Raw genomic sequence first — 22,862 nt, 5'->3', positions numbered from 1 at the left:
ACATGAACACCACCGCCCTCGAACCTTCGGTAGACGTCTTCCAGACTTCGGCCCAGCAGGCCTTTTATTTGCGCGTCCAGGAACTGGGTGCTCAGCCGCTGTTCGCCGCCCTGACATTGCCGGTCGCCAGGCCGGTGGATGCCCGGGCGTTACGGGCGGCGCTGGAGACACTGGGCCAGCGTCACGAAACCCTGCGCACGGTGTACCGCCGCTTGCCGGGCATGAAGTGGCCGGTGCAGAGCCTGTGCGAAGCGCTGCCACTGATAGTGCTGGGCGACCAGCCTTCGGTGGCCGAGGCCTTGAGCCGCAGCCGTGAAGTCCTGGTTGAAGATTCGAATCAAGTGCTGGTGGTGGCACAGGTCGAGGGTGAAGCAGGGCAATCCATCGTCACTCTGCTGACCCCGGCGTGCAGCTTCGACCAGGCCTCGCTGCGGGTGCTGTCGGCTGAACTCGCCAGTCTGTTGCGCGGCGAACCCCTGGTCGAAGACGAGGACGCGCTGCAATACCTGGACTACAGCGCCTGGCAGCAAGCGCTGCGCGAAGAAGACATCGGCCACCAGGGCGCCGCGTTCTGGCGCAACCTGCAACAGCAGTTCGCCGTGGCCCACCGCTTGCCCTTCGAAAAAGCGCTCGATGTCACCTTGGTTCGTCGTCAGGCCACCTTGATTGACGCCCCGTGGTTGGCTGGCGTGCAACGGGCTGCTGTCGAAGCGGGCGTTGAGCCGGAGCAATTGGCGCTGTTGCTGTGGACCGCGTTCGTTGCACGCATCGGCCAGCAGGAAAAACTGTTGATGGGCTGGCAGGTGGACGGTCGCAACGAGCAGACCGCCGCCACCCTCGGCCGTTTCGCCCGGCGTCTGCCGGTGGCCTTCGAGCACCGTAGCCAGCAGACGCTGGCGCAAGCCTTGGCCACCTTTGCGGCCAGCGTTGAGCAGTCGCTGTCCTGGCTCGACTGCCTCAACGAGTTCGAACTGAGCGCCGAAGGCGCCGCGCCGCTGCGTTACGGCTTCGTCTATCAAGCCGCCATCGAAGCCGGTATCGAGGTAGACGACGCCAACCCCGAAGTCCTGCGCCTGCGTGTCCGGGGCGAGCAGTTGCAGCTGTCGTGTCTCGACGGTGCGCTGCCGGAGTCGATGCTGGCCGAATGGCTGGAGCAATTTGTCGAGTTCAGCCGTCAATTGTTGGCATCGCCCGAGCTGACCCTGGCTCAGGCGAGTCTGGTCAATGCTGCACAGCGAACCCGCCTGATCGAGGGCTTCAACCCGAACGCCACCGGCCAGGCCTTGCCGTGCCGTTTCCTGCAAGAGCTGTTCAGCGAACAGGCGCGCCTGCATCCGCAACGCATCGCCCTGAGTATCAACGGTCAGCGCCTGACCTATGCCGAGCTGGATGCGCGCGCCAACCAGGTGGCCAATACCTTGCGTGCCCAAGGCGTGGCGGCGGATGAAATCGTGGCGGTCTACGGCCAGCGCTCGCTGGAAATCGTCATTGCCTTGTTGGGTACGCTCAAGGCCGGCGCTGCGTACTTGCCGCTGGACCCGAACTACCCGATCGAGCGCCTGGCGTTCATGCTCGCCGATACCGGCGCGCGCCAGGTGCTGGCCTGCCAGCCGCTGCCGGACGCATTGCGTCATGAGCGGATAATGTCCCTGATGCCCGGGGCCGAGGTCTGGGCCGCCGCACAAACCGAACCTGCGCCTCAGGGCGACAGCGCCAACCTGGCCTACGTCATCTACACCTCCGGCTCCACCGGCAAACCCAAGGGCGTGATGATCAGCCATGCCAACGCCGTGGCCTCGACCCTGGCGCGCACGGGGTTTTATCGCCAGCCGCTACGCGCGTTCCTGATGCTCTCATCGTTCTCATTCGACAGCTCGGTGGCCGGGGTGTTCTGGGTGCTGGGGCAGGGCGCGACCCTGTGCCTGCCGGACGAGGACAGCTACAAGGATCCGGCGCAACTGGCGGCGCTGATCCAGCGCGAAGAGATTTCCCACTACCTGACTCTGCCGTCCTATCACGCACAGATTCTCGAACACCTCGATCAACAGACCCTGGCCTGCGTCATCGTTGCCGGCGAAGCCTGCAGCAACGCCCTGGTGCAGCGACATCGCGAGGCATTGCCGGGGGTGGCACTGGTCAACGAGTACGGCCCGACCGAAGGCACCGTGTGGTGCTCGGCCTGGGAGCTTCCGGTCGGTCAGGACGCCGACAGCATTCCGATCGGCCAGCCGATTGCCGGCATGCGCATTCACGTGCTCGGCCCGGACCTGCAACCGGTGGCCGTGGGTGTCGAAGGTGAACTCTACGTCGGCGGTGCCGGCATTGCCCGGGGTTACTTGCAGCGTGCCACGCTGACGGCCGAACGTTTTGTCCCCGACCTGTTCGCGAACGCGTCGGGCCAACGCATGTACCGCACCGGTGACCTGGCGCGCTATCGCGCCGATGGCGTGCTGGAGTATCTGGGCCGGGTCGATCACCAGGTGAAAATCCGCGGCTTCCGTATCGAGCTGGGCGAAATCGAAGCGGCCATGCGCAGCGCACCGGGCATCGAGGACGCCGTCGTCATCGCTCGGGAAACCCCGACCGGCTCGCAACTGCTGGGCTTCGTGGTATCCCCGGCGGACACCGCCGACATCCGCCTCAACGAATTGCGCAGCCATCTGGGGCAGGCGCTGCCCGAGCACATGCAGCCGGCGCGCTTGCAGGTACTGGAGCGTTTCCCGCTGATGCCCAACGGCAAGCTCAATCGCCAGGCCTTGCTCGATCTCGATGTGCGCCGCAGCGCCTTCGTCGCGCCGCGCAACGACCTGGAAAAAAACCTGGCGGCGATCTGGGCCGAAGCGCTGCACGTCGAGCGCGTCGGCGTGCACGACAGCTTCTTCGAACTCGGCGGGCACTCGCTGCTGGCCACGCGCATTCGCGCGCGGATTCAGGACGAACTGAACCTGGCGATCCCGCTCAAGCTGTTTTTCGACGGTGACACCCTGGAACGCCTGGCGGCACAGATCGAGCAGTTCCGCCAGCAAAGTGAACACAAAGACAACGATGTAGACGCCCTCGAAGCGTTGTTCGACGAAGTGGATGAGGAACACGCGCGATGAGTGCTGCACCGGACAGAATGATGACCCTGGCCCAGCGTTTCTGCGGCTTGAGCGCGGACGCCCGGCGTGCGTTGCAACAAAAGATGCACGCTCAGGGGCTGACCCTGGAATTGCTGCCGATCCCGCCACGGGACCGCGCCGTCGACACGCTGCCGGCGTCTTACGCGCAGCAGCGCTTGTGGTTCCTCTGGCAGATGCAGCCCCAGGCGACGGCCTACAACCTGACCGGTGCCTTCCGCCTCAATGGCGAGCTGAACCGCGATGCATTGGCGCAGACCCTGGCGACACTGGTGCAACGTCATGAGGTGTTGCGCACCACGTTCGTCTTCGACGAACAGCAAGTGCTGCAGCACATCCATCCGCAGATGGACACCCCGCTGGTCGAGGTCAGTGCCGTCGACGACATCGAACTGCAACGCCAGATCGCCCTCAACGCCGGGCAGCCGTTCGACCTGCAGCACGGCCCGTTGATGCGCTGCCGCTTGATCCGCCTCGATGCCCGGCAACATGTGCTGGTGCTGACCTTCCATCACATCGTCACCGATGGTGGCTCGCTGCCGATCCTGTTGCAGGAATTCACCCGGGTCTACGGGCAATTGAGTTCCGGGCAGGCCGTGCAGCTAGCGGAACCGGGCATTCAATACGCCGACTTCGCCCGCTGGCAGCGCCTGTGGCTGGAGGCCGGCGAGGCCGAGCGTCAGCTCGATTACTGGCGCGAACAGCTGGGCAACGAGCATCCACCGCTGAACCTGCCGACCGACCGCCGTCGCCCGGCGATTCCGAGCCAGCAGGGCGCCAGCGTCGAGCTGAAAATCCCCGCTGCGTTGACCGCTCAACTGCGCGAACTGGCCCGCCGCGAAGGCTGCACATTGTTCATGCTACTGATGGCAGCGTTGCAGACGCTGTTGCATCGCTACAGTGGCGAACAGGACATTCGCGTCGGCGTGCCGATTGCCAACCGCACCCGCCAGGACGTGGAAAACCTGCTGGGCTTTTTCGTCAACACCCAGGTGCTGCGCAGCCAGCCCCGGGCCGACCAGCCGTTTGTGCAATTGCTGGCCGAGGTCAAGGCCGCGGCACTCGGCGCGCAGGCCCATCAGGACCTGCCGTTCGAGCAACTGGTCGATGGCCTGGGCGTGGAGCGCAGCCTGAGCCACACGCCGCTGTTCCAGGTGATGTTCAACCACCAGCGCGACAGTGGCGACCCGCAACGCTGGGACTTGCCGGGCCTGAGCGTCGAACCGCTGATCTGGGAGGAAAAGACCACCAAGTTCGACCTGATGCTCGACACCGTCGAAAGCAACGAGGGCATCCACGCGTCGTTCGTCTACGCCACCGAACTGTTCGACGCCGCGACCATCGAGCGTCTCGGCCGGCACTGGCTGAACCTGTTGCAGGCCATCTGCACCGATGCCGGTGTGGCCTTGGCCGACCTGAGCATGCTCGACGCTGCCGAACAGCAGGCCACCTTGCTGGACTGGAATCGCAGCGCCGAAATCAACGCGGCTGAAGCCGCGAATGCCCTGTGTGCCCATCAACTGATTGAAGCCAGGGCCGCCGCGCACCCGCACAACATTGCCGTGACCTGCGAGGGCATCACCCTCACTTACGCCGAACTGAACAGCCGCGCCAACCGCATTGCCCATCGTCTGCGCGAACGCGGGGTCGGCCCGGACGTGTTGGTGGGCATCGCCCTGGAGCGCTCGCTGGAGATGATCGTCAGCCTGCTGGCGATCCTCAAGGCCGGTGGCGCCTATGTGCCGCTGGACCCGGATTACCCGCAGGATCGCCTGGCCTACATGCTCGCCGACAGCGGCACACGCCTGTTGCTGACCGATTCGGCGCTGATGCCGCGCCTGCCGTTGAACGAAGGCATTGAAGTGATCTGCCTCGATCACGCCAGCGACTGGCTCGATGAGGCTAGCGCCGACAACCTGCCGAACCTGACCGTTGCCGCGAACCTGGCCTACGTCATCTACACCTCCGGTTCCACCGGCAAACCCAAGGGCACGCTGCTGCCCCACAGCAACCTGACCCGCCTGTTCAGCGCCACCGGGCACTGGTTCGGTTTCAATGCGGACGACGTCTGGAGCCTGTTCCACTCCTATGCCTTCGACTTTTCCGTATGGGAAATCTTTGGCGCGCTGTTCTACGGCGGCAAGCTGGTGGTGGTGCCGCACGCGGTCAGCCGCTCCCCGGAAGACTTCGCCCGCTTGCTCAGTGATGAAGGTGTCACGGTACTCAACCAGACCCCCTCGGCCTTCCGCCAGTTGATGCCGTTCGCCTGCGCCAACGCGCCAGGCATGGCCCTGCGTTACGTGGTGTTCGGTGGCGAGGCGCTGGACGTGGCCAGCCTGCGGCCGTGGTACGACGCTTTCGATGACCGGCAGCCGTTGCTGATCAACATGTACGGCATCACCGAAACCACGGTGCACGTGACCTACCGCCCGCTGTCCCGCGCCGACCTCGATGGCGCCAACAGCTCGCCGCTGGGCGAGCCGATCGCCGACCTGCGCTGGTACGTGCTCGACCCGCGCCTGAACCCGGTGGCCAAGGGCTGCGTCGGTGAGCTGTACGTCGGCGGTGCCGGCCTGGCCCGTGGTTATCACCAGCGTGCCGACCTGACCGCCACGCGCTTTGTGCCGGACCTGTTCGCCGCTGAGCCGGGCGCACGCCTGTATCGCACCGGCGATCTGGCGCGTTATTGCGCCGATGGCAGCATCGAGTACGCCGGGCGTATCGACCATCAAGTGAAGATCCGTGGCTTTCGCATCGAACTGGGGGAAATCCAGGACCGACTGCAAAGCCACCCGGCCATCGAGCAGGCGCTGGTCCTGGCACCGCAGGTCAACGGCAGCCAGCAACTGGTGGCGTGGTTCACCGCGACCAACGACGACAAGGATTTGCGCCAGTCCCTACGCGAACATTTGCAGGGCGGTTTGCCGGACTACATGGTGCCGGCGCACCTGATCAGACTTGATCACTGGCCGCTGACCAGCAACGGCAAGCTGGATCGCAACGCATTGCCCAAGCCTGATGCGGCCTTGGCGCAACAGGCGTACACCGCGCCAATGGATGACATGCAGACCGAGTTGGCGGCGATCTGGCAAGACGTGCTCAAGCTCGAGCGCGTAGGCATCGATGACAACTTCTTCGAGCTGGGCGGCGACTCGATCATCTCCATCCAGGTGGTCAGCCGCGCGCGTCAGGCCGGGATTCGCATCACCCCGCGCGACCTGTTCCAGCACCAGACCGTGCAGAGCCTGGCGAAGGTCGCTGTGCGCAGCGCCGGGCTGGTCATCGATCAGGGGCCGGTGCGCGGTGACGTGTTGCTGACGCCTATCCAGCACTGGTTCTTTGAACAACACATCGAGGCCCGTCATCACTGGAACCAGTCGGTATTGCTGGAACTGCGCGAGCCGCTGGACAGCGGCTGCCTGCAACAGGGGCTGGCGGCGTTGCTGGAACATCACGACGCATTGCGCCTGCGTTTGCTTCAGGTCGATGGTGTCTGGCAACAGGCACAAGCCGAGCAGTGGAGCAGCGCTGATGTGCTGTGGCAGCGCGAGGCGGCGAACGCCGATGAGTTGCTCGACTTGTGCAACGCCGCACAGGCGAGCCTGAATTTGCAGGACGGCCCGCTGCTGCGTGCTTTGCTGGTGGACATGGGCACGGCAGGCCAGCGCCTGTTGCTGGTGGTGCATCACTTGGCGGTGGATGGCGTTTCCTGGCGTCTGCTGCTCGAAGACCTGCAAGCCGCTTACGCTCAGGCACGTCGGGCCGAGCCGCTGCGCCTGCCGGCCAAGACCAGCGCCTATCAGGCCTGGGCCGCACGTTTGCAACGGCATGCGCAAAGCCCGGCGCTGGCGCAGCAAGCCGCCTACTGGCAAGCCCAATACCAGGACGTTGCGGTGCAACTGCCGGCGGACAACCCGCAAGGCAGCCTGGCCAGCCAGCACGCCATCAGCGTGGAAACCGTGCTCGACAGCACCTTGACCCGCCAACTGCTGCAAGAGGCCCCGGCGGCTTACCGCACCCAGGTCAACGACCTGTTGCTGACGGCACTGGCGCGGGTACTGGGCCAATGGACCGGTCAATCCTCGACCCTGGTCAAACTGGAAGGCCACGGCCGTGAAGACCTGTTCGACGACATCGACCTGACTCGCACCCTGGGCTGGTTCACCTCGATTTTCCCGGTCAAGCTCACCCCGGCCGACGACCTGGCCGCGAGCATTAAGGCGGTCAAGGAACAGCTGCGCGCCGTGCCCGACAAAGGCATCGGCTTCGGCATCCTGCGCTATCTGGCCGACGTTGGCCTTGAGGCTCTGCCATCACCCCAGGTCACCTTCAACTACATGGGCCAGTTCGACGCCAGCTTCGACGAGCAGGCGCCGTGGCGTCCGGCGAAGGAAAGCGGCGGTGCCGAACAGGGCGCCTCGGCCGGGCTGGACCGGGGCCTGAGCATCAACGGCCAGGTCTACGCTGGCCAACTGCGCTTGAGCTGGACCTTCAGTAGCGACCTGTTCAAAGCGCAAACCGTACAGCACCTGGCCGATGCCTATGCCATGGAGTTGCAACGGCTGATCGAACATTGTCTGAGCGGTGCCGGTGGCTTGACCCCGAGCGACGTACCTCTGGTGCGCGTCGATCAGGCGCAACTCGACGCCTTGCCGCTGGCGGCCAGCCGCATCGAAGACATCCTGCCGCTGTCGCCGATGCAGCAAGGCATGTTGTTCCACAGCCTGTTCGCCCCGGATGCCGGTGCCTACGTGCCGCAGATGCGCGTGGATGTACAGGGGCTGGACGTCGAGTCGTTCCGCAATGCCTGGCAGCAGACGCTGGCGCGCCATGAAGTACTGCGCGCGGCGTTCTTCAGCGAAAGCAATGGCTCTCGGCCGCTGCAAGTGATCCTGGCCGAAGCCAGGCTGCCGATGACCCTGCTCGACTGGAGCGACCGGCCTGATCTGTCGCACGCGCTGGAGCGACTGGCCGAGGACGATCGCCTGCGCGGTTTCGACCTGACGGCGGCACCGCTGCTGCGCCTGACCCTGGTGCAGACTGCCAATGACAGCCATCACCTGATCTTCACCAACCACCACATCCTGCTGGACGGCTGGAGCACCTCGCAGTTGTTCGGCGAAGTGCTGCAACGGTATTCCGGAATCATGCCCGCGCCGAACGTCGGTCGTTATCGGGATTACATGGGCTGGCTGGGCACCCGTGACCGCGCTGCGTGCGAGGCGTTCTGGCTGGAGCAATTGCACGCCTTCACCGAGCCGACCCGTTTGGCCGGCGCCTTGCCGGGGCCGGTTGCAGGGCAGGGCAGCGGTCATCGCACGCTGAACCTCAACCTGGACCGCGCGGCCACCGAGCGCCTGAGCGGGTTCGCCCGTCAGGCCCGCGTCACGCCCAACACCCTGCTGCAAGCCGCCTGGCTGTTGATATTGCAGCGCTATACCGGCCAGTCGACGGTGGCGTTCGGCGCCACGGTGTCGGGGCGTCCGAGTGAACTGCAAGGCATCGAGCAGCAGATCGGGTTGTTCATCAACACCTTGCCGGTGATCGCCACACCGCACCCCGAGCGCACGGTCAGCCAATGGATCGATGAAGTCCAGGCGCTCAATCTCCGGTTGCGCGAAGTCGAGTACACGCCGCTGGCGGACGTGCAGCGCTGGGCCGGTCACTCCGGCGAGGCGCTGTTCGACACCCTGCTGGTGTTCGAAAACTACCCGGTGTCGCAAGCGTTGGAGGAGGGTAACAGCAGCGTGCTGAAATTCTCCGGCATCGGTCACCACGACCAGACCAGTTTCCCGCTGGCCATTGCTGCCGAGCTGGGCGAATGCCTGGACCTGCGTTTCAACTACGACACGGCGCTGTTCAGCGCCGAGGCTATCGAAGGTTTGAGTTCGCGGCTGGTTGCCTTGCTTGATGCCATGGTCTGCGCGCCGCAGCAGCCATTGGGGCGCTTGAGCCTGCTCGATGCCGTGCAAACGGCGCAGCAAGTCGAAGGCTTCAACCGCACGGAGCAGGACTGGGCGGATGTGCGCCCGGTCTACCAGTGCTTCGAAGCCCAGGTGCTGCAGACCCCGGAGGCCCGGGCCCTGGTGTTTGCCGGCCGGACCCTGAGTTATCGCCAGCTCAACCAACAGGCCAACCGACTGGCGCACCTGTTGCGCCGCCAGGGTGTTGGCGCCGAAGTGTTGGTGGGCATCGCTGCCGAGCGCTCGCTGGAACTGGTGATCGGCTTGCTGGCGATCATGAAGGCCGGTGGCGCCTACGTGCCGCTGGACCCGGACTACCCGCGCGAACGCCTGGAACACATGTTCGACGACAGTGGCGTGCACCTGCTGCTGACCCAGCGGCATCTGCTTGAGCAGTTGCCGATTCCGGCCGCCACCACGGCGATCTGCCTGGACGACATGGCGCCGCTGCTCGAAGGGCTGAGCGAGGAAAACCTGCCCTGCGTAGTCGAGCTGCAATCGCTGGCCTACATGATCTACACCTCCGGCTCCACCGGCAAACCCAAGGGCGCGGCCAACCGTCACGATGCCTTGTACAACCGCCTGGCGTGGATGCAGGACGCCTATCCGCTGGACGGGCGCGACACCGTCTTGCAGAAAACCCCGTTCAGTTTCGACGTGTCGGTCTGGGAGTTCTTCTGGCCGCTGATGACCGGCGCACGGCTGGCCGTGGCCGAACCGGGTGCCCATCGCGATCCGGCGCAACTGGTCAGCCTGATCGAGCAATACCAGGTCAGCACCCTGCATTTCGTGCCGTCGATGTTGCAGGCGTTTGTCCAGGGCGAAGGTTTCGAGCGTTGCGCCAGCCTGCGGCAGATCATGTGCAGCGGCGAAGCCTTGTCGGCAGACTTGCAGCACAGCCTGTTCCGCGTCCTGCCGGACGTCGGCCTGTACAACCTGTACGGCCCGACCGAAGCGGCGATCGACGTAACCCACTGGACCTGTGTCGATGACGGTGGGTTCAGCGTGCCGATCGGTTATCCGATTGCCAACCTGGTGACCTACATCCTCGACGACAGCCTGCAACCGCAGGTGCAGGGGTGTGTGGGCGAGCTGTACCTGGGCGGCATCGGCCTTGCCCGTGGTTACCACAACCGTGCGGACCTGACCGCCGAGCGCTTCGTCGCCAGCCCGTTCGGTGAGCAGGGCGAACGCCTGTATCGCACCGGCGATCTGGCGCGCTACCGCGAAGGCGGCGTGATCGAATACGTCGGCCGCATCGACCATCAAGTGAAGATCCGCGGCTTGCGCATCGAACTGGGGGAAATCGAAGCCTGCCTGCTGGAGCATCCACAGGTGCGCGAAGCCGTGGTGATTGCCCTGGATGTCGGCAAGTCCAGGCAATTGGTGGCTTACGTCGTCGGTCATGCCGACCTTGAGCCACTCAAGCAACACCTGCGCAACGCGCTGCCAGAGCACATGCAGCCAAGCCACATACTGTTGCTCGATCAGTTGCCGGTGACACCCAACGGCAAGCTCGACCGCCGCGCATTGCCGCAGCCGGACCAGCAGGTTCGCGAGTACGTGGCGCCGCGCAACGACGTGGAGTCGAGGTTGCAAGGGGTGTGGCAGGCGTTGTTCGAAGTGCCGCAAGTGGGCATGCACGACAACTTCTTCGAACTGGGCGGCGATTCCATCGTCTCGATCCAGGCCGTCAGCCGCGCACGCAAGGCCGGCTTGAGCATTTCGCCCAAGCATGTGTTCAGCCATCCGACCCTCGCCGAACTGGCGACGGTCGCCCAACCCGTCGCGGCGGATCAAGCCGTGCCGACTGTGGTTGCACCGGCAGCAAGAATCGAACTGAGTGAAGCGCAATATCAGGCGCTGGAACTGACAGCGGACGAAGTCGAGGACGTTTATCCGCTGTCGCCGATGCAGCAAGGCATGCTCTTCCACTCGGTGCAGGACGGCGATTCGGGGCTGTACGTCAACCAGATCGAAGTGGGCGTGCGCGGCGTGGATGGCGCGCGTTTCCGCGAAGCCTGGGCCGATGCTGCCCGGCGTCACGGGATTCTGCGCACTGCATTTCTCTGGGAAGGCGATAAGGAGCCGCTGCAAGTGGTGCGGCGCGATGCGCCTGCGCTGCTGACCGAGCTGGACTGGCGCGGGCTGGATGATCAGCCTGAACGCGTCCGCCAACTGGCCCTGGAGGAGCGCGAACGCGGATTCTCGCTCAATCGCGCCCCCTTGTTGCGCCTGTTGCTGGTGCGTCTGGAAGACGACCGCTATCGCCTGATCTGGACCTACCACCACATCCTCATGGACGGCTGGAGCGTGTCGCGCCTGATCGGTGAAGTGCTGCGCCATTACAGCGGCGATGAGCACGAGCCGGTGGCCGCCTATCGCGACTACATCGACTGGCTCGGCCAGCAAGTCGCCGAGGCCAGCGAGGCGTTCTGGAAAGGCAAACTCGCCAACCTCGAAGGCTCCACGCACTTGGCCCGCGCCGTGCCGGTCAAGGCGCCGCAAGCGGGTTACCACGCGATCTACACGCACCTGAGTGCCGGGCAGACTGCGCGTTTGCAGGCGTTTGCCCAGCAACAGCAGGTGACGCTCAACACCCTGGTGCAAGCCGCGTGGTTGCTGCTGTTGCAGCGCTACACCGGCCAGCGCACGGTGACGTTCGGCGCCACCGTGTCCGGGCGCCCGGAAACCCTCAACGGCTCGGAGAACATGCTCGGGCTGTTCATCAACACCTTGCCGGTGGTCAACAGCGTGCCGACCGAGGCCCGCGTCGGTGACTGGCTGCGTGAAATCCAGGCCTACAACCTCGACATCCGCGACTTCCAGCAAACCCCGCTGAGCGATATCCAGCGCTGGGCCGGGCAGGGCGGGCAGTCGTTGTTCGACAGCATCATCGTCTTCGAAAACCAGCCGGTGGACCGTACCCTGCGCGAATGGAACGGCGACTCGCTGCGCTTCGAAGACGTGTCCGACTACGGCCTGACCAGCTTCGCCATGGACCTGATGGTCAGCCTCGACGAGGGGCTGCGCATCGAGTACATGCACCAGCGCGACCAGTTCGATCTGGCGACCGTCGAAAGCCTGCGCAGCCACATGGAAAGCCTGATGCAGCGCCTGTGCGACGACGCCGGGCGTGCCGTCGGCGAGCTGGGCCTGCTGACCCTGGACGAAGGCCGGGCGCTGGACGGCGAACGGCCGGTGGTGGCGGACGGTGACGAGACACCGGTGCACGAGCTGATCCGTCAGCGTGCGCGACTGCAACCGGATCACACGGCGCTGGTGCTCAGTTATGCCGAGCGCGACGCCGAGCACCTGAGCTACGCCGAGCTGGACCGGCGCTCCGATGCGTTGGCGGTGCATCTGCTGGAACAAGGCGTGCAGGCCGAAGACGTGATCGGCGTGTTCATGGAGCGTTCGCTGGAGCTGGTGGTGTCGCTGCTGGCGGTGATGAAATGCGGCGCCGCCTACGTGCCGCTGGACCCGCAATACCCCCAGGAACGCCTGCGCTACATGATGGCCGACAGCGACATGCGCCTGCTGCTGACCCAGGAACGGCTGTGCGACACAGCGCAGTTGAATCCGGGCACGGCGATGGTCGCGGTGGACCGATTGAACCTCGACGTCGAGGTGTCGGCACCGCAACGTGCTGTGCACGCCGAGCAACTGGCCTACCTGATCTACACTTCCGGTTCGACTGGCAAACCGAAGAGCGTCGCGGTCGCCCACGGCCCCCTGAGCATGCACGTACAGGCCATCGCCGAGCTGTACGAAATGGACCCGGGCAACCGCGAACTGCACTTCATGTCGTTCGCCTTCGATGGCGCCCATGAACGCTGGATCACCGCGCTGATCAGCGGCTCGACCTTGGTCATACGTGACAACAATCTGTGGACCGCCGAACAGACCCTGGCCGTGTTGCACCGCCAGTGCATCAGCGTCGCCTGCTTCCCTCCGGCGTACCTGCTGCAACTGGCCGAGCACGCCGAACTGCAGGGCGGTGATCCGCCGCCGGTACGCATCTACTGCTTCGGTGGCGATGCGGTGCCGGACGCCACGTTCGAGCGGGTCAAGCACACACTCAAGCCGCAATATCTGGTCAACGGCTACGGCCCTACCGAAACCGTGGTCACGCCGCTGCTGTGGAAGATCGCTGCCGACGGCCATTGCCAGGCGATGTACGCACCGATTGGCCAACGCGTCGGCAGCCGCAGCCTGCACGTGCTGGACATGGACCTCAACCCGCTGCCGGTGGGCATGGTCGGTGAGCTGTACATCGGCGGACGGGGTGTCGCGCGCGGCTACCATCGTCATCCGTGGCAGAGCGCCGAGCGCTTCGTCGCCGATCCGTTCAGCCCTGAAGGCGGGCGCCTGTACCGCACCGGTGACCTGGTGCGCCGTCGCGAGGATGGCGTGTTCGACTACGTCGGGCGCATCGACCATCAGGTCAAGGTGCGTGGCTTCCGCATCGAACTGGGCGAAATCGAAGCCCGCTTGCGCGAGCAGGCCGGGGTCAACGATGCGCTGGTGGTCGTGCGGGACAACGGCCAGGGGCCGCAACTGGTGGGCTATGTGGTGGCGGCACAAGACGATGGCCTCGGCCCGCGTTGCCAGGCAGCATTGCGCGAAAGTCTGCCCGACTACATGGTGCCGACGCAGGTCGTGGTGCTGCCGCGCTTCCCGCTGACGCCCAACGGCAAGCTCGACCGCAAGGCCCTGCCGGATCCGGCCTTCAGCGGCCGCGACTACGTGGCCCCGCGCACGCCGCTGGAATGGGCGCTGGCGGACATCTGGCAACAGGTGCTGGGCATCGAGAAGGTCGGCATCACCGACAATTTCTTCGAACTGGGCGGTGATTCGCTGCGCACCCTCAAGGTGATCTCGAAAGTGCGTGCGCTGAACGAGCCGGATTTCCAGATCAAGCTGCGCGACATGATGGCCAAGCCGACGATTGCCGGGTTGTCCGGTGTCGATGAGCAACCCGTGCGCCAGAGCCCGCAACCGCTGTTGCTGCTCAATCAGCAGGTGGCGGATCAGCCGGCACTGTTCTGCCTGCACGCCGGTTTCGGCACGGTGTTCGACTACGAGCCGTTGGCCCGGCGCCTGAACGGTGAGCGCACGGTGTACGGCGTGCAATGCCGGATGCTGCTCGACCGGCAGTGGCACGACACCTCGCTAGCGCAGATGGCCGCCGACTACGTCGAGGCGATCCGCGCCAGACAACCCCAGGGGCCGTACCACGTGCTGGGCTGGTCGCTGGGCGGGGCGTTGGCATTGCTGGTGAGTGAGCTGTTCGAACAGCAGGGCCAGCGCGTGGCGTTCGTCGGTCTGGTGGACAGCTTTGTACCGACCCAGGCCAATGCCGTTGCCAGTGCAGATGAGTGGCGAGTGGATCTGACCGGGTTCCTCGGTGCAACCCTGGGCATGGATGGCGAGGTGATCGCCCGGACGTTGAGTACCGAGTCGGCGGGGGACCACGATGCCGTGGCGCGGATCATTCGCGCGGTGATCGACAGCCAAAGCGATCAGGCTAGCGGTTATGCACTGCTCGGTGCCGATGAGCTGGCCCAGACGTTCATGGTCAGCACGCGATTGAAGGCGCTGTCGCGGCAGGTTGAAACCCTGCCGATTCCGCAAGCCGGGCTGCATTGCTGGTGGGCCGATGGCAACCCGACGGCCGAACGCGCCACGCTCGAACGCCAGCAACCGCGGCTGCGCCAGGTGCAAACGGTGACGGCCGGGCACTTCGATATCCTGCAGCAGGAAGAGTGCCTGGACGCCGTGGTGGCGCTGCTTGGCCGGGAGGTGGTGCCGCAGATCTAAGCTGATCACTTGTGGAGGGCTTGCCTGTGATTTGGGGTTTGCCTGTGATTTGGGGCTTGCCTGTGGCGAGGGGGCTTGCCCCCGTTCGGCTGCGCAGCAGCCGTAAACCCGAACAATGCGGTATGCCTGAATAACCGCAGTGGCTGGTTTTGGGGCCGCTTCGCAGCCCAACGGGGGCAAGCCCCCTCGCCACAGGGAAATGGTCCAGACCACAGATTTTCATCCTGCTTGAGCAGTTCTTGAGCTCCCCCTAATGAACGACCCTCCCGGTTCGTTTACCAGGGCAAGCCTGTTTATTTTTTGGAGACTACCGCCCATGGCATTGCACCCGGACATCGAAGGTTTTCTGGAGCTGGCCGAGTTCGGCCGCCTCAGCGGCAAAAGCCAACCCATGCATGAGCTGACGCCTGGCGAAGCGCGGCAGCAATTCGAACAGACATCGCAGTTGCTCGATGCCACCCCGACGGGTGCATTGACGGTGACGGCGGTCAGCCTGCCTGCGCGGGACGGGCATGTGCTCAACGCGCGGCTGTATGCCAAAGCGCAACCGCACAACGAACCACGCCCGGTGTTGTTGTACTTCCATGGCGGCGGCTACGTGGTGGGCAGCCTCGATTCCCACGACACCCTGTGCCGGCGTCTGGCGCTGGCAGGGGAATTTGCCGTGTTGTCGGCGGATTATCGGCTGGCGCCGGAGCACCGTTTCCCCACCGCTTACAACGATGCCGAAGACGTGACGCGCTGGCTGGCTATTACCGGTGCTCAAGCCTTGGGGCTGGACGTGAGGCGCATAGCGCTGGCAGGGGACAGCGTCGGCGGCAGCCTGGTGGCATCGCTGTGCATCGCCATGGCCCAGGACCCGCTGGGATGGCCGCTGGTGCCGCGCCTGCAAGTGTTGCTGTACCCGGTGATCGACGCGGTAAAAAAACGCCCGTCCCTGGAGCGATTCGCCGAAGGCTATCTGCTCGAAGCCACCACGCTGGAATGGTTCTACCAGCAATACCAACGCAGCGAAGCGGACCGTGCCGACTGGCGTTTTTCACCCCTGTACGCCGAGGGCCTGCAACGCCTGATGCCGACTGTGCTGTGGCTGGCCGAGTACGATCCGTTGCTCGATGAAGGCCTGGCCTGGGCCGAAAAACTGCGGGCTGCGGGGCAACCCCTGGTGCTGGAGGTGAAGGCCGGCATGACCCACGACTTTGCGCGCATGGGCGAAATGGTCCAGGAAGTGCCGGGGATGCTGGTGCAACTGGCGGCGCAGATCAGCGAGAGCCTGGCCTGATTTGTTGTGAGGGGATTAACGGATGCCGATCAGTTAAATGCAATCCCTGTGGGAGCGAGCTTGCTCGCGATGGCGGTCGTACATTCAACATCTATGTGTCTGACCCACCGCCATCGCGAGCAAGCTCGCTCCCACAGGGGGGCTTTGTACTCTCAAGATTTTCATCAGCTGTCAGCTAGTGGCTACTATGGCGGATCAAGCCGATCCAGCGCCCGATTCACCGCCAGTTCCCCCAGCATGATCACCTGCGCAATCCCCAGCAGCGCATGGCGACTCGTCCCCTGCAAATGATCCACCAGATCGTTGGCCATGACATTGGCCGACGCCAGGGATTCGCAGGCGTGCACCAGCAGGGTTTCCTCTTTCTCGCTATGTCAGCATTGGGTCGATTTTAGCCGGTCACGGAAGACAGAAATCGGCCAGAGGCTGTCAGTCGCTCAAAACACTTAAAAACCACTGATTGCTAAAGTAACCAGGATCCGAAATAGCTCACTCGGTCGAAGGGACGGATGTTTTGCTGCCCAGGCGAATCAGTTCATTGGAGAAACACAGGCCGACGATGATCAGTGCCGCTCCCGCGTACAGGCTTTCGCGCGGTACTTCATTGAGCGCCACAAACGCCAGCAGCGCGGCGAACAGTGGCTCGGTCAGCTCCAGCGCTTGCACTTGGGAAGGCTTGAGATACTCGATGGCCTTGGTGGTGCAGAAGAAGCCCAGGATTGTCGGCAGCGTGGCCAGTGCCAGCAGCGCGGCGATCGCCAGCGGCGACAGCTCGCCCATCGCGAAACCATCGGCCGCAGCCGGCATCAGCAGGTACAGGCTGCCAAAGAACAACAATTGTCGGGTGAAGTGCAGTCCCCCCGACACCCCCATACGCTTCATGGCAACCGAAAAGGCCCCATAGCCGCAGCCGGCCATGGAGGCGAGCGCAGCACCTTGCAGGGTAAAGCCCTGCTGCAGGTCGCCGCCGAAGATCACCGCGATCCCGGCGATTGCCAGTGCGGCGCCAACGGTAGCGTTCGCGGTGATGGCATCCTTGAGGAAAATGCGCCCCAGAATGATCGAGGAAATTGAGGCACTGGCCATCAGCACCACCACCACACCTGCCGCAGCGTAGTGTCGATAGGCGGACGTTTCGAAATGGAACAGCACAAAGATGCCAAGGAATGCGCAGAAAGCCGCCTGAGTCCATTTGATCGACGGCGCCGGGCGCTTGAGGAAAAACAGTAGGATCGAGAGAAGCACGCAACCCAGTACGGTCTTGATGACAGCGACACTGCTGGCGGTGAAACCATTACTCATGAGTACTTTGCTGAGTACACCGATCGTTGCGTTCAGTGCCGCAGCGCAGAGTGCAAATATGACGCCTTTGCTGAAAGTAGATTGCATTGTTGACGATCCCTGTCGCTGAATTGTCGTTCGATAGAATGCCGCCCTGCATCGACGGCGCAAAGTTTGCGGATAGCCCCAAGGGAGCAGTCAGAGGGCCTGGCCCTTGGCTATGCAATATGAGTTGACGAACGTTGCAGTGTGCTGCAAAGACTGACGTATATCCGGTTTGGCTATTCCATGCCTGTTGGCAAATTGCCCGACCGCCGTTGTATCAAAACGAGTGGTCTGGATAAAGTCCAGGGCTTCGGGTTTTGAGTTTAAAAACCGCGCAACGGGAGGAATACTCAGTAGCAACTTCAGCAAGCGCAGTGGAATGTAATGCTTGGGAGACTTTAAGCCCAAAGGTTGTGCCACCTGTACCAGCAGTTCTCGCAAGTTGGGAGTCTGGTCATCAAGCGCCAGCAGTTCCTGGCCCGCCATGGCAGGATCAAAAGCACAAACCGCCACCAGCTCAACCAGGTAATCCACGGTGACCAGTGGCAGCCAGTGCTCGGCGGTACCGGGCACTGCAGTCAGCTTTCCCTGCACAAGGTTGCGTATCAGCTCCACCAGCGGCTGACCGTCAAGGATATGCCCCGTGCGGCTGTGACCACAAACCGTCGCAGGGTGGACAACGGTAATCTCCCCGCCCTTGGCGGACATGACCTCCAGGGTCGCAAAATGCGCCTCCAGCTTGCTCCCCTCGTAACCACCGACACGTCGGTAGACAGCAGGCCAGTTCGTCAGCTCCGGGTAACGAGGGTCAATTCCGATGCGTTGCAGATGTTCATGATTTTTCAGCATGTAGCCGCCGATCATCACTAACCGGCTTTTTTGCTCAGCCGCCAACAGCGCAACGCGCTTTGCCCCTTCCACATTCACCGCACGAGAATGCTCCACGGAAAGCCCCCATGCGAAGTGGGCGCCCAAGTGGAATATGACTCTGGCGCGCCTTAATACTTCTCGGTCAGCAAGACTCAGCCCGAGGTTGTCCCGTTCCAGATCGCCAGCCACGGCAAATACCCGGGTCGCGCAGCCTCCCAAATTGTCGACTTGCTCGCGCAATGCAGCCAGTCGCTCTGGGCGCCGCATCAACACCCGAATGGTGTGACCTTTTGCACTCAGGTACGCCACCAAATGTTGACCGATAAAGCCGGTACCCCCCGTGACAAAGCACTCCACGCTCATTTCCCTGCTCCTTGTTCAAGATGAAAAATCAAGCGTAAACTATCGACCCAACTCTATAGTCAAGCGGTGTTTTCATGAAAATCGGCGAACTCGAGACCCGTAGCGGCGCCAGCCGCCATACGTTGCGTTACTACGAGCAAATCGGCCTGATCTCACCGCTGCGGCAAACTAACAACTATCGCGTTTACACAGAGCAAACTCTGCAGGATCTGGACTTTATCCAGCGCGCGCAAAGCATGGGGTTTTCCCTGGGGGAAATAGGCGAGATTCTGGATGCGCAGCGCAACAAACTGATCGATTGTGCTGACGGCGCTAAGCTCATTGAAAAGAAGATGGCGGAAATCAAACAGAAAATCGCCAACTTCCAAAGCATTTATCGGTATCTGGACCAAGAGCGTGCAAGCCTCGAAGCCAGTGCTGCCAAGCAACTTGAGCTTCAGCAGCTGAACAACTCTTCCAGCTGAACTGTCAGCATCTGAGTAACGGAAGCTGCAGCTTGCTTTCAGTTTCAAGCCCATGAGCCGGGCATTTGCGCTTTGTGCGACTGTCCACGGACACACCCGAGGGCGCTGCCTTTTACCTGCGCTGCGGGTTCCAGCCGATACGGGATGACTATGCGACACATATGAAGCCCACTTCATAACTCGGCAGCCGCTATGTATTATCGACATCGGCCCGATGCTGCCCGCCGCTCGCTCCCGCTGGGAAAGGTGAAAGCATCTCCACCTCATACAAACCCTGTCGCCTCTCTTGACGGTCGAGGTTTGGCAATGCGAGCACCAAAGCATCTCGGCTACAGGAGCAGACATGTTTTCAATCGAGCAAGCCAAGCAAATGGCCAAACAGTTGCGCGCCTCGCTGGAGGAACGCAATCAGGCGCTGACCCATTCCACCGCGCTGGAACTGGTCGCGCAGCAGCTGGGCTACAAGGACTGGAACACCGCGTCGGCGCTGCTGGCCCAGGCCGATACCCCGCCAGCGCCGAGCATTACCTTCGATAAACCCATCCCCATTTTGCGCAGTTTCGACGAAGCCAAGGCCCGGGAGTTCTATCTGGATTTTCTGGGTTTCAGCGTCGAGTTCGAACATCGCTTCGAGGCTGATCTGCCGCTGTACCTGGGCATCAGCCGCGACGGGCTGCAACTGCACCTTTCCGAACATCACGGCGATGCCAGCCCGGGCTCGACGGTGTTTGTGCCGATGCAAAACATCGAACTGCTCAGGGACGAATTGCAGGGCAAGCGCTACGGCTACGGACGCCCGGATATTGTTCAGCAGGGCTGGGGCAAGGAGTTGCAGGTCTACGACCCGTTCGGCAATCGGATTCGCTTCTGCCAATATTGATCACGCGGTGCGGGCTGGGGCGACCCGGTCCGCTTTGAACCAGCAGCTACTTAGGATGAACACGCCATGACCACGCAGGACACTTCGCTTCAAGACATCGCCGCGCCTGAAGGCGTTTGTTATGGCTGCGGCAGTCAGAACCCGCACGGGCTGCACATCAAGAGCTTCTGGCATGAAGACGGGGTGCATGTCATGGCCGAGCATATGCCCGATGACAAGTATTGCGGTTGGCCGGGTCTGGTTTACGGCGGTTTGATCGCGATGCTGGTCGATTGCCACTCCAATTGGGCCGCTATGGCCTATCACTACCGCGCCGAACAGCGCGAAGTGGGCAGTTTGCCCCACGTCACCTGCGTCACCGGTAACCTGGGCATCAAGTACCTCAAGCCCACCCCGATGGGCGTACGCCTGACATTGCGGGCAAAAGTCGAGGGTGATGTCGGACGCAAAAGTCGCGTCATCTGTGAGGTTTTCGCCGGGGATGTCCTGACCGCTGTCGGGGACTCCACGTTTGTCCGCGTCGATACCGAGCAACTCAGGGCCGCCGCGCACGACAACAAGGTCGATTCCTGATCCCGGCGTCTTCGCCGTTCGTCAGCGAGACAGCACCTTTTACGATGCCGGGTCTTCCAAGGTTTTATACCTCACCGGGGAGACCCCAATAATGAACAGGAAAATGCTCGCACTCATGGCTGCGGGTCTGTTGTCGACGGGCTCTTTTTTTGCGCTGGTCGCCGAGAACGCGACGGCGGGTTCCGCTGTCCCGCCTGCTGCCGTTCCTGGCATCAACCAGCCTCAAGGCGCTGAAGCCAAAGACGAGAAGGCCGACAAGAAGGGCGAGGAGGCCGCGGGCTCAAACTCCGGCGCCGATTCGCAAGCGATGGAAAAGGATGCCGCGACCTCAAGTGGTTCGAAGGACGAAGAAAAAGAACCCACGCAGTGACAGCCTGAATCGACCGGGTTTTCCCGGCCATCACGCGACGTCTATGCCATCACCCGGTTGCGCCCGCTCTGCTTGGCCAGATAAAGACGCTCATCGGCCAGTTTCAGAACGCTTTCGGGCATCGGGGTGTCCGCATTCCGGCAAGCCACGCCGATGGACATCGTCAGCTTTCCAACCTGCGGCACCTCGGTCTGCGCGATGTGCTCGCGTATCCGCTCGGCAATGACCCTGGCGGTATCCAGCGGCGTGTCCGGAAGGATCAGCGCGAACTCTTCACCCCCGGAGCGGCAGGCGAGGTCGCCGGTCCGGGAGTTCTGCTTGAGTATGCCGGCGACCTCTTTCAGGGCCACGTCACCAGCGTCATGCCCGAAGGTGTCGTTGACCTTTTTGAAGTGATCGATATCCAAAGCCAGCACCGAATAGGCTTGCCCGGTTTTTGCCAACAGATCCAGTACGCCGCCCATGGCCCTTCGATTGGCCAGGCCGGTCAGGGGATCGCTTTGCGCTTCGTGGCTGAGCTGGCCAAGCTTTTGCTGGAGCAGTTGCACACCGGTCAGCATGGCCTGGCGAATGGCCGATGCGTCGCGGTACCAGGCATGGACTTGCCGCAGTTGCTCGGTCGTTTGCGGGGCGGCCAACTGGTCGGCGGCTACCGACAACTGGCGCAACGGGCGGGCGATCAGTGTGGTCCCGAGCAAAATCAATCCGAGCCCCAACAGCCCGGCAGGGATCATGCCCAGGACCATGTCGCGCATGAGTTGCCCCAGCGGCGCGAGGCTGAGGTCCCGGGGTTGTTGCGCGACAACCGCCCAGTTGGCGTCCGGCACCTGGGCAAAACCGGCGAGCATGGGCACACCTTTGTAGTTCGGGCCTTCCAGGGAACCACGTTCGCCGCGCAAGGCCGCATCGACCGTCAGGCTCCAGCCCAGGACCTCACCGATGCGCTTCTGGTCCGGGTGATACAGCAGCCGCCGATTACCGTCGGTGATGAACGCAAAGGTCCCTTCGTGATGGAAGTGACGACTGATGATCGTATGAAAGGTGCTTTGCTTGAGCAGGTAGACCGAGCCGCCGACGACGCCGATGAACGCCCCTGAAGGGTTGAAAACCGGTTGTGAAATGAACACCACCAGGTTGCCCGCCGCGGAAACGTAAGCGGCGCTGACCGATGGACGATGCTCCTTGAGCGCCTGCTGGATGCCCTCCGACGTCAACGTGGCGCCGACAATTTGCGAGGTATCCGGATAGGCCTGCAGGACTTTGCCTGCCGCATCCACAATGGCAATGGAGTTGAAGTCGGAATCCTGGGCTTGCAGGCGGATGGCTTCTTTGCGCAGCACGTCGGGGTCGTTCCAGTGCCGGCCAAGTGTGTTGGCGCTGTAGTTCAAGCGACTGTGCGCCGAGTTCAGGAACTCACCGATGCTGGAAGCGACTTTTGCGGCGTAGGCTGCGTTGGCCTCAAGCGTCGTATGGATCAGGGATTGACGCTGCACCCGGTAAGCGACGTAGAGGCTGTTGCACAGCGTCGCCAGGACCGACAGCAGGACGAAGAAAAAAATCAGTCCGCGCAGGTTGATGGGCAGGGGCCTGGACAGCTTCGCGCGGCTACCTTGCTCGTTGATGGCACTGTTGGGGGCATCCGCAGGCGTCGCCATTTTCGATCCATGAATGGTGTGTTGTGAGGGGGGCAAAGACTGCCTTGCAGGATAGGCAGAGAGCGCCGAGTTGTCACATGCACGCCACAGAAAACAGAATCGGGCAAGGCTTTGGCCGCTGCAACTTCTGTGGGAGCGAGCTTGCTCGCGATAGCGCAATGTCAGTCAACGATG

Annotated in this window: 10 protein-coding genes and 2 pseudogenes; 8 read left to right on the top strand and 4 right to left on the bottom strand. The window is 63.1% G+C overall.

Going from position 1 to position 22,862, the window contains the following annotated elements:
- The first annotated feature begins 2 nt into the window (after positions 1-2).
- The 3 genes from Q8X48_RS19430 (at position 3) to Q8X48_RS19420 (ending at position 16,187) form a co-directional block, all read left to right on the top strand.
- The gene (locus tag Q8X48_RS19430) at positions 3-3,101 is read left to right on the top strand and encodes a non-ribosomal peptide synthetase (RefSeq protein ID WP_407801222.1); all 3,099 of its coding nucleotides are present in this window, start codon (positions 3-5) and stop codon (positions 3,099-3,101) included.
- Positions 3,098-14,905 carry an amino acid adenylation domain-containing protein gene (locus Q8X48_RS19425; protein ID WP_407801223.1) on the top strand — a complete coding sequence of 3,936 codons (11,808 nt, stop codon included), beginning with the start codon at positions 3,098-3,100 and terminating at the stop codon, positions 14,903-14,905. Before Q8X48_RS19430 ends, Q8X48_RS19425 begins: the two co-directional genes overlap by 4 nt.
- A gap of 316 nt (positions 14,906-15,221) precedes the next feature.
- A complete protein-coding gene (locus tag Q8X48_RS19420; protein ID WP_407801224.1) occupies positions 15,222-16,187 on the top strand; it encodes an alpha/beta hydrolase in 966 nt (321 codons plus the stop codon).
- A gap of 185 nt (positions 16,188-16,372) precedes the next feature.
- On the opposite strand, the pseudogene Q8X48_RS19415 reads toward Q8X48_RS19420, so the two are convergent.
- The 3 genes and pseudogenes from Q8X48_RS19415 to Q8X48_RS19405 all read right to left on the bottom strand — a co-directional run.
- Positions 16,373-16,546: pseudogene (locus tag Q8X48_RS19415) on the bottom strand (DUF6124 family protein); the annotation flags it as partial.
- Between the two features lie 130 nt (positions 16,547-16,676).
- Positions 16,677-17,576, bottom strand: coding sequence for a DMT family transporter (locus tag Q8X48_RS19410; protein WP_407801225.1), 900 nt, complete (start codon positions 17,574-17,576; stop codon positions 16,677-16,679).
- Positions 17,577-17,666: 90 nt separating this feature from the next.
- Entirely contained in the window at positions 17,667-18,746 is a 1,080-nt protein-coding gene (locus Q8X48_RS19405) for an SDR family oxidoreductase (RefSeq protein ID WP_407801226.1), read from the bottom strand.
- Between the two features lie 74 nt (positions 18,747-18,820).
- Here Q8X48_RS19405 and Q8X48_RS19400 point away from each other — a divergent pair, with 74 nt between their 5' ends.
- From Q8X48_RS19400 to Q8X48_RS19380, 5 genes and pseudogenes are all read left to right on the top strand, one after another.
- The gene (locus tag Q8X48_RS19400) at positions 18,821-19,210 is read left to right on the top strand and encodes a MerR family transcriptional regulator (RefSeq protein WP_407801227.1); all 390 of its coding nucleotides are present in this window, start codon (positions 18,821-18,823) and stop codon (positions 19,208-19,210) included.
- Between the two features lie 71 nt (positions 19,211-19,281).
- A pseudogene (locus Q8X48_RS19395) lies at positions 19,282-19,389 on the top strand (GNAT family N-acetyltransferase); the annotation flags it as partial.
- Positions 19,390-19,553: 164 nt separating this feature from the next.
- Positions 19,554-20,090, top strand: coding sequence for a glyoxalase superfamily protein (locus Q8X48_RS19390; protein ID WP_407801228.1), 537 nt, complete (start codon positions 19,554-19,556; stop codon positions 20,088-20,090).
- A 66-nt stretch (positions 20,091-20,156) separates the two neighbouring features.
- Positions 20,157-20,663: a PaaI family thioesterase gene (locus tag Q8X48_RS19385; protein ID WP_407801229.1), complete on the top strand. Its 507-nt coding sequence runs from the start codon at positions 20,157-20,159 to the stop codon at positions 20,661-20,663.
- A 91-nt stretch (positions 20,664-20,754) separates the two neighbouring features.
- A complete protein-coding gene (locus tag Q8X48_RS19380) occupies positions 20,755-21,033 on the top strand; it encodes a hypothetical protein (protein ID WP_102674342.1) in 279 nt (92 codons plus the stop codon).
- Between the two features lie 41 nt (positions 21,034-21,074).
- On the opposite strand, the gene Q8X48_RS19375 is transcribed toward Q8X48_RS19380, so the two are convergent.
- Complete coding sequence (locus Q8X48_RS19375; RefSeq protein WP_407801230.1) at positions 21,075-22,688, bottom strand: diguanylate cyclase; 1,614 nt, start codon at positions 22,686-22,688, stop codon at positions 21,075-21,077.
- Positions 22,689-22,862: the final 174 nt, after the last annotated feature.

The organism is Pseudomonas sp. QLc11A, from assembly GCF_052112305.1.
In the GTDB taxonomy this organism is placed as follows: Bacteria; Pseudomonadota; Gammaproteobacteria; order Pseudomonadales; family Pseudomonadaceae; genus Aquipseudomonas; species Aquipseudomonas laurylsulfatiphila.
This window is presented reverse-complemented; position numbering and strand designations above follow the sequence as displayed.

What these genes read in the sequence shown, in the direction of transcription:
- Q8X48_RS19430 (WP_407801222.1), top strand. Translation starts at nt 3, where the DNA reads ATGAACACCACCGCCCTCGAACCTTCGGTAGACGTCTTCCAGACTTCG.
- Q8X48_RS19425 (WP_407801223.1), top strand. Translation starts at nt 3,098, where the DNA reads ATGAGTGCTGCACCGGACAGAATGATGACCCTGGCCCAGCGTTTCTGC.
- Q8X48_RS19420 (WP_407801224.1), top strand. Translation starts at nt 15,222, where the DNA reads ATGGCATTGCACCCGGACATCGAAGGTTTTCTGGAGCTGGCCGAGTTC.
- Q8X48_RS19410 (WP_407801225.1), bottom strand. Translation starts at nt 17,576, where the DNA reads ATGCAATCTACTTTCAGCAAAGGCGTCATATTTGCACTCTGCGCTGCG.
- Q8X48_RS19405 (WP_407801226.1), bottom strand. Translation starts at nt 18,746, where the DNA reads ATGAGCGTGGAGTGCTTTGTCACGGGGGGTACCGGCTTTATCGGTCAA.
- Q8X48_RS19400 (WP_407801227.1), top strand. Translation starts at nt 18,821, where the DNA reads ATGAAAATCGGCGAACTCGAGACCCGTAGCGGCGCCAGCCGCCATACG.
- Q8X48_RS19390 (WP_407801228.1), top strand. Translation starts at nt 19,554, where the DNA reads ATGTTTTCAATCGAGCAAGCCAAGCAAATGGCCAAACAGTTGCGCGCC.
- Q8X48_RS19385 (WP_407801229.1), top strand. Translation starts at nt 20,157, where the DNA reads ATGACCACGCAGGACACTTCGCTTCAAGACATCGCCGCGCCTGAAGGC.
- Q8X48_RS19380 (WP_102674342.1), top strand. Translation starts at nt 20,755, where the DNA reads ATGAACAGGAAAATGCTCGCACTCATGGCTGCGGGTCTGTTGTCGACG.
- Q8X48_RS19375 (WP_407801230.1), bottom strand. Translation starts at nt 22,688, where the DNA reads ATGGCGACGCCTGCGGATGCCCCCAACAGTGCCATCAACGAGCAAGGT.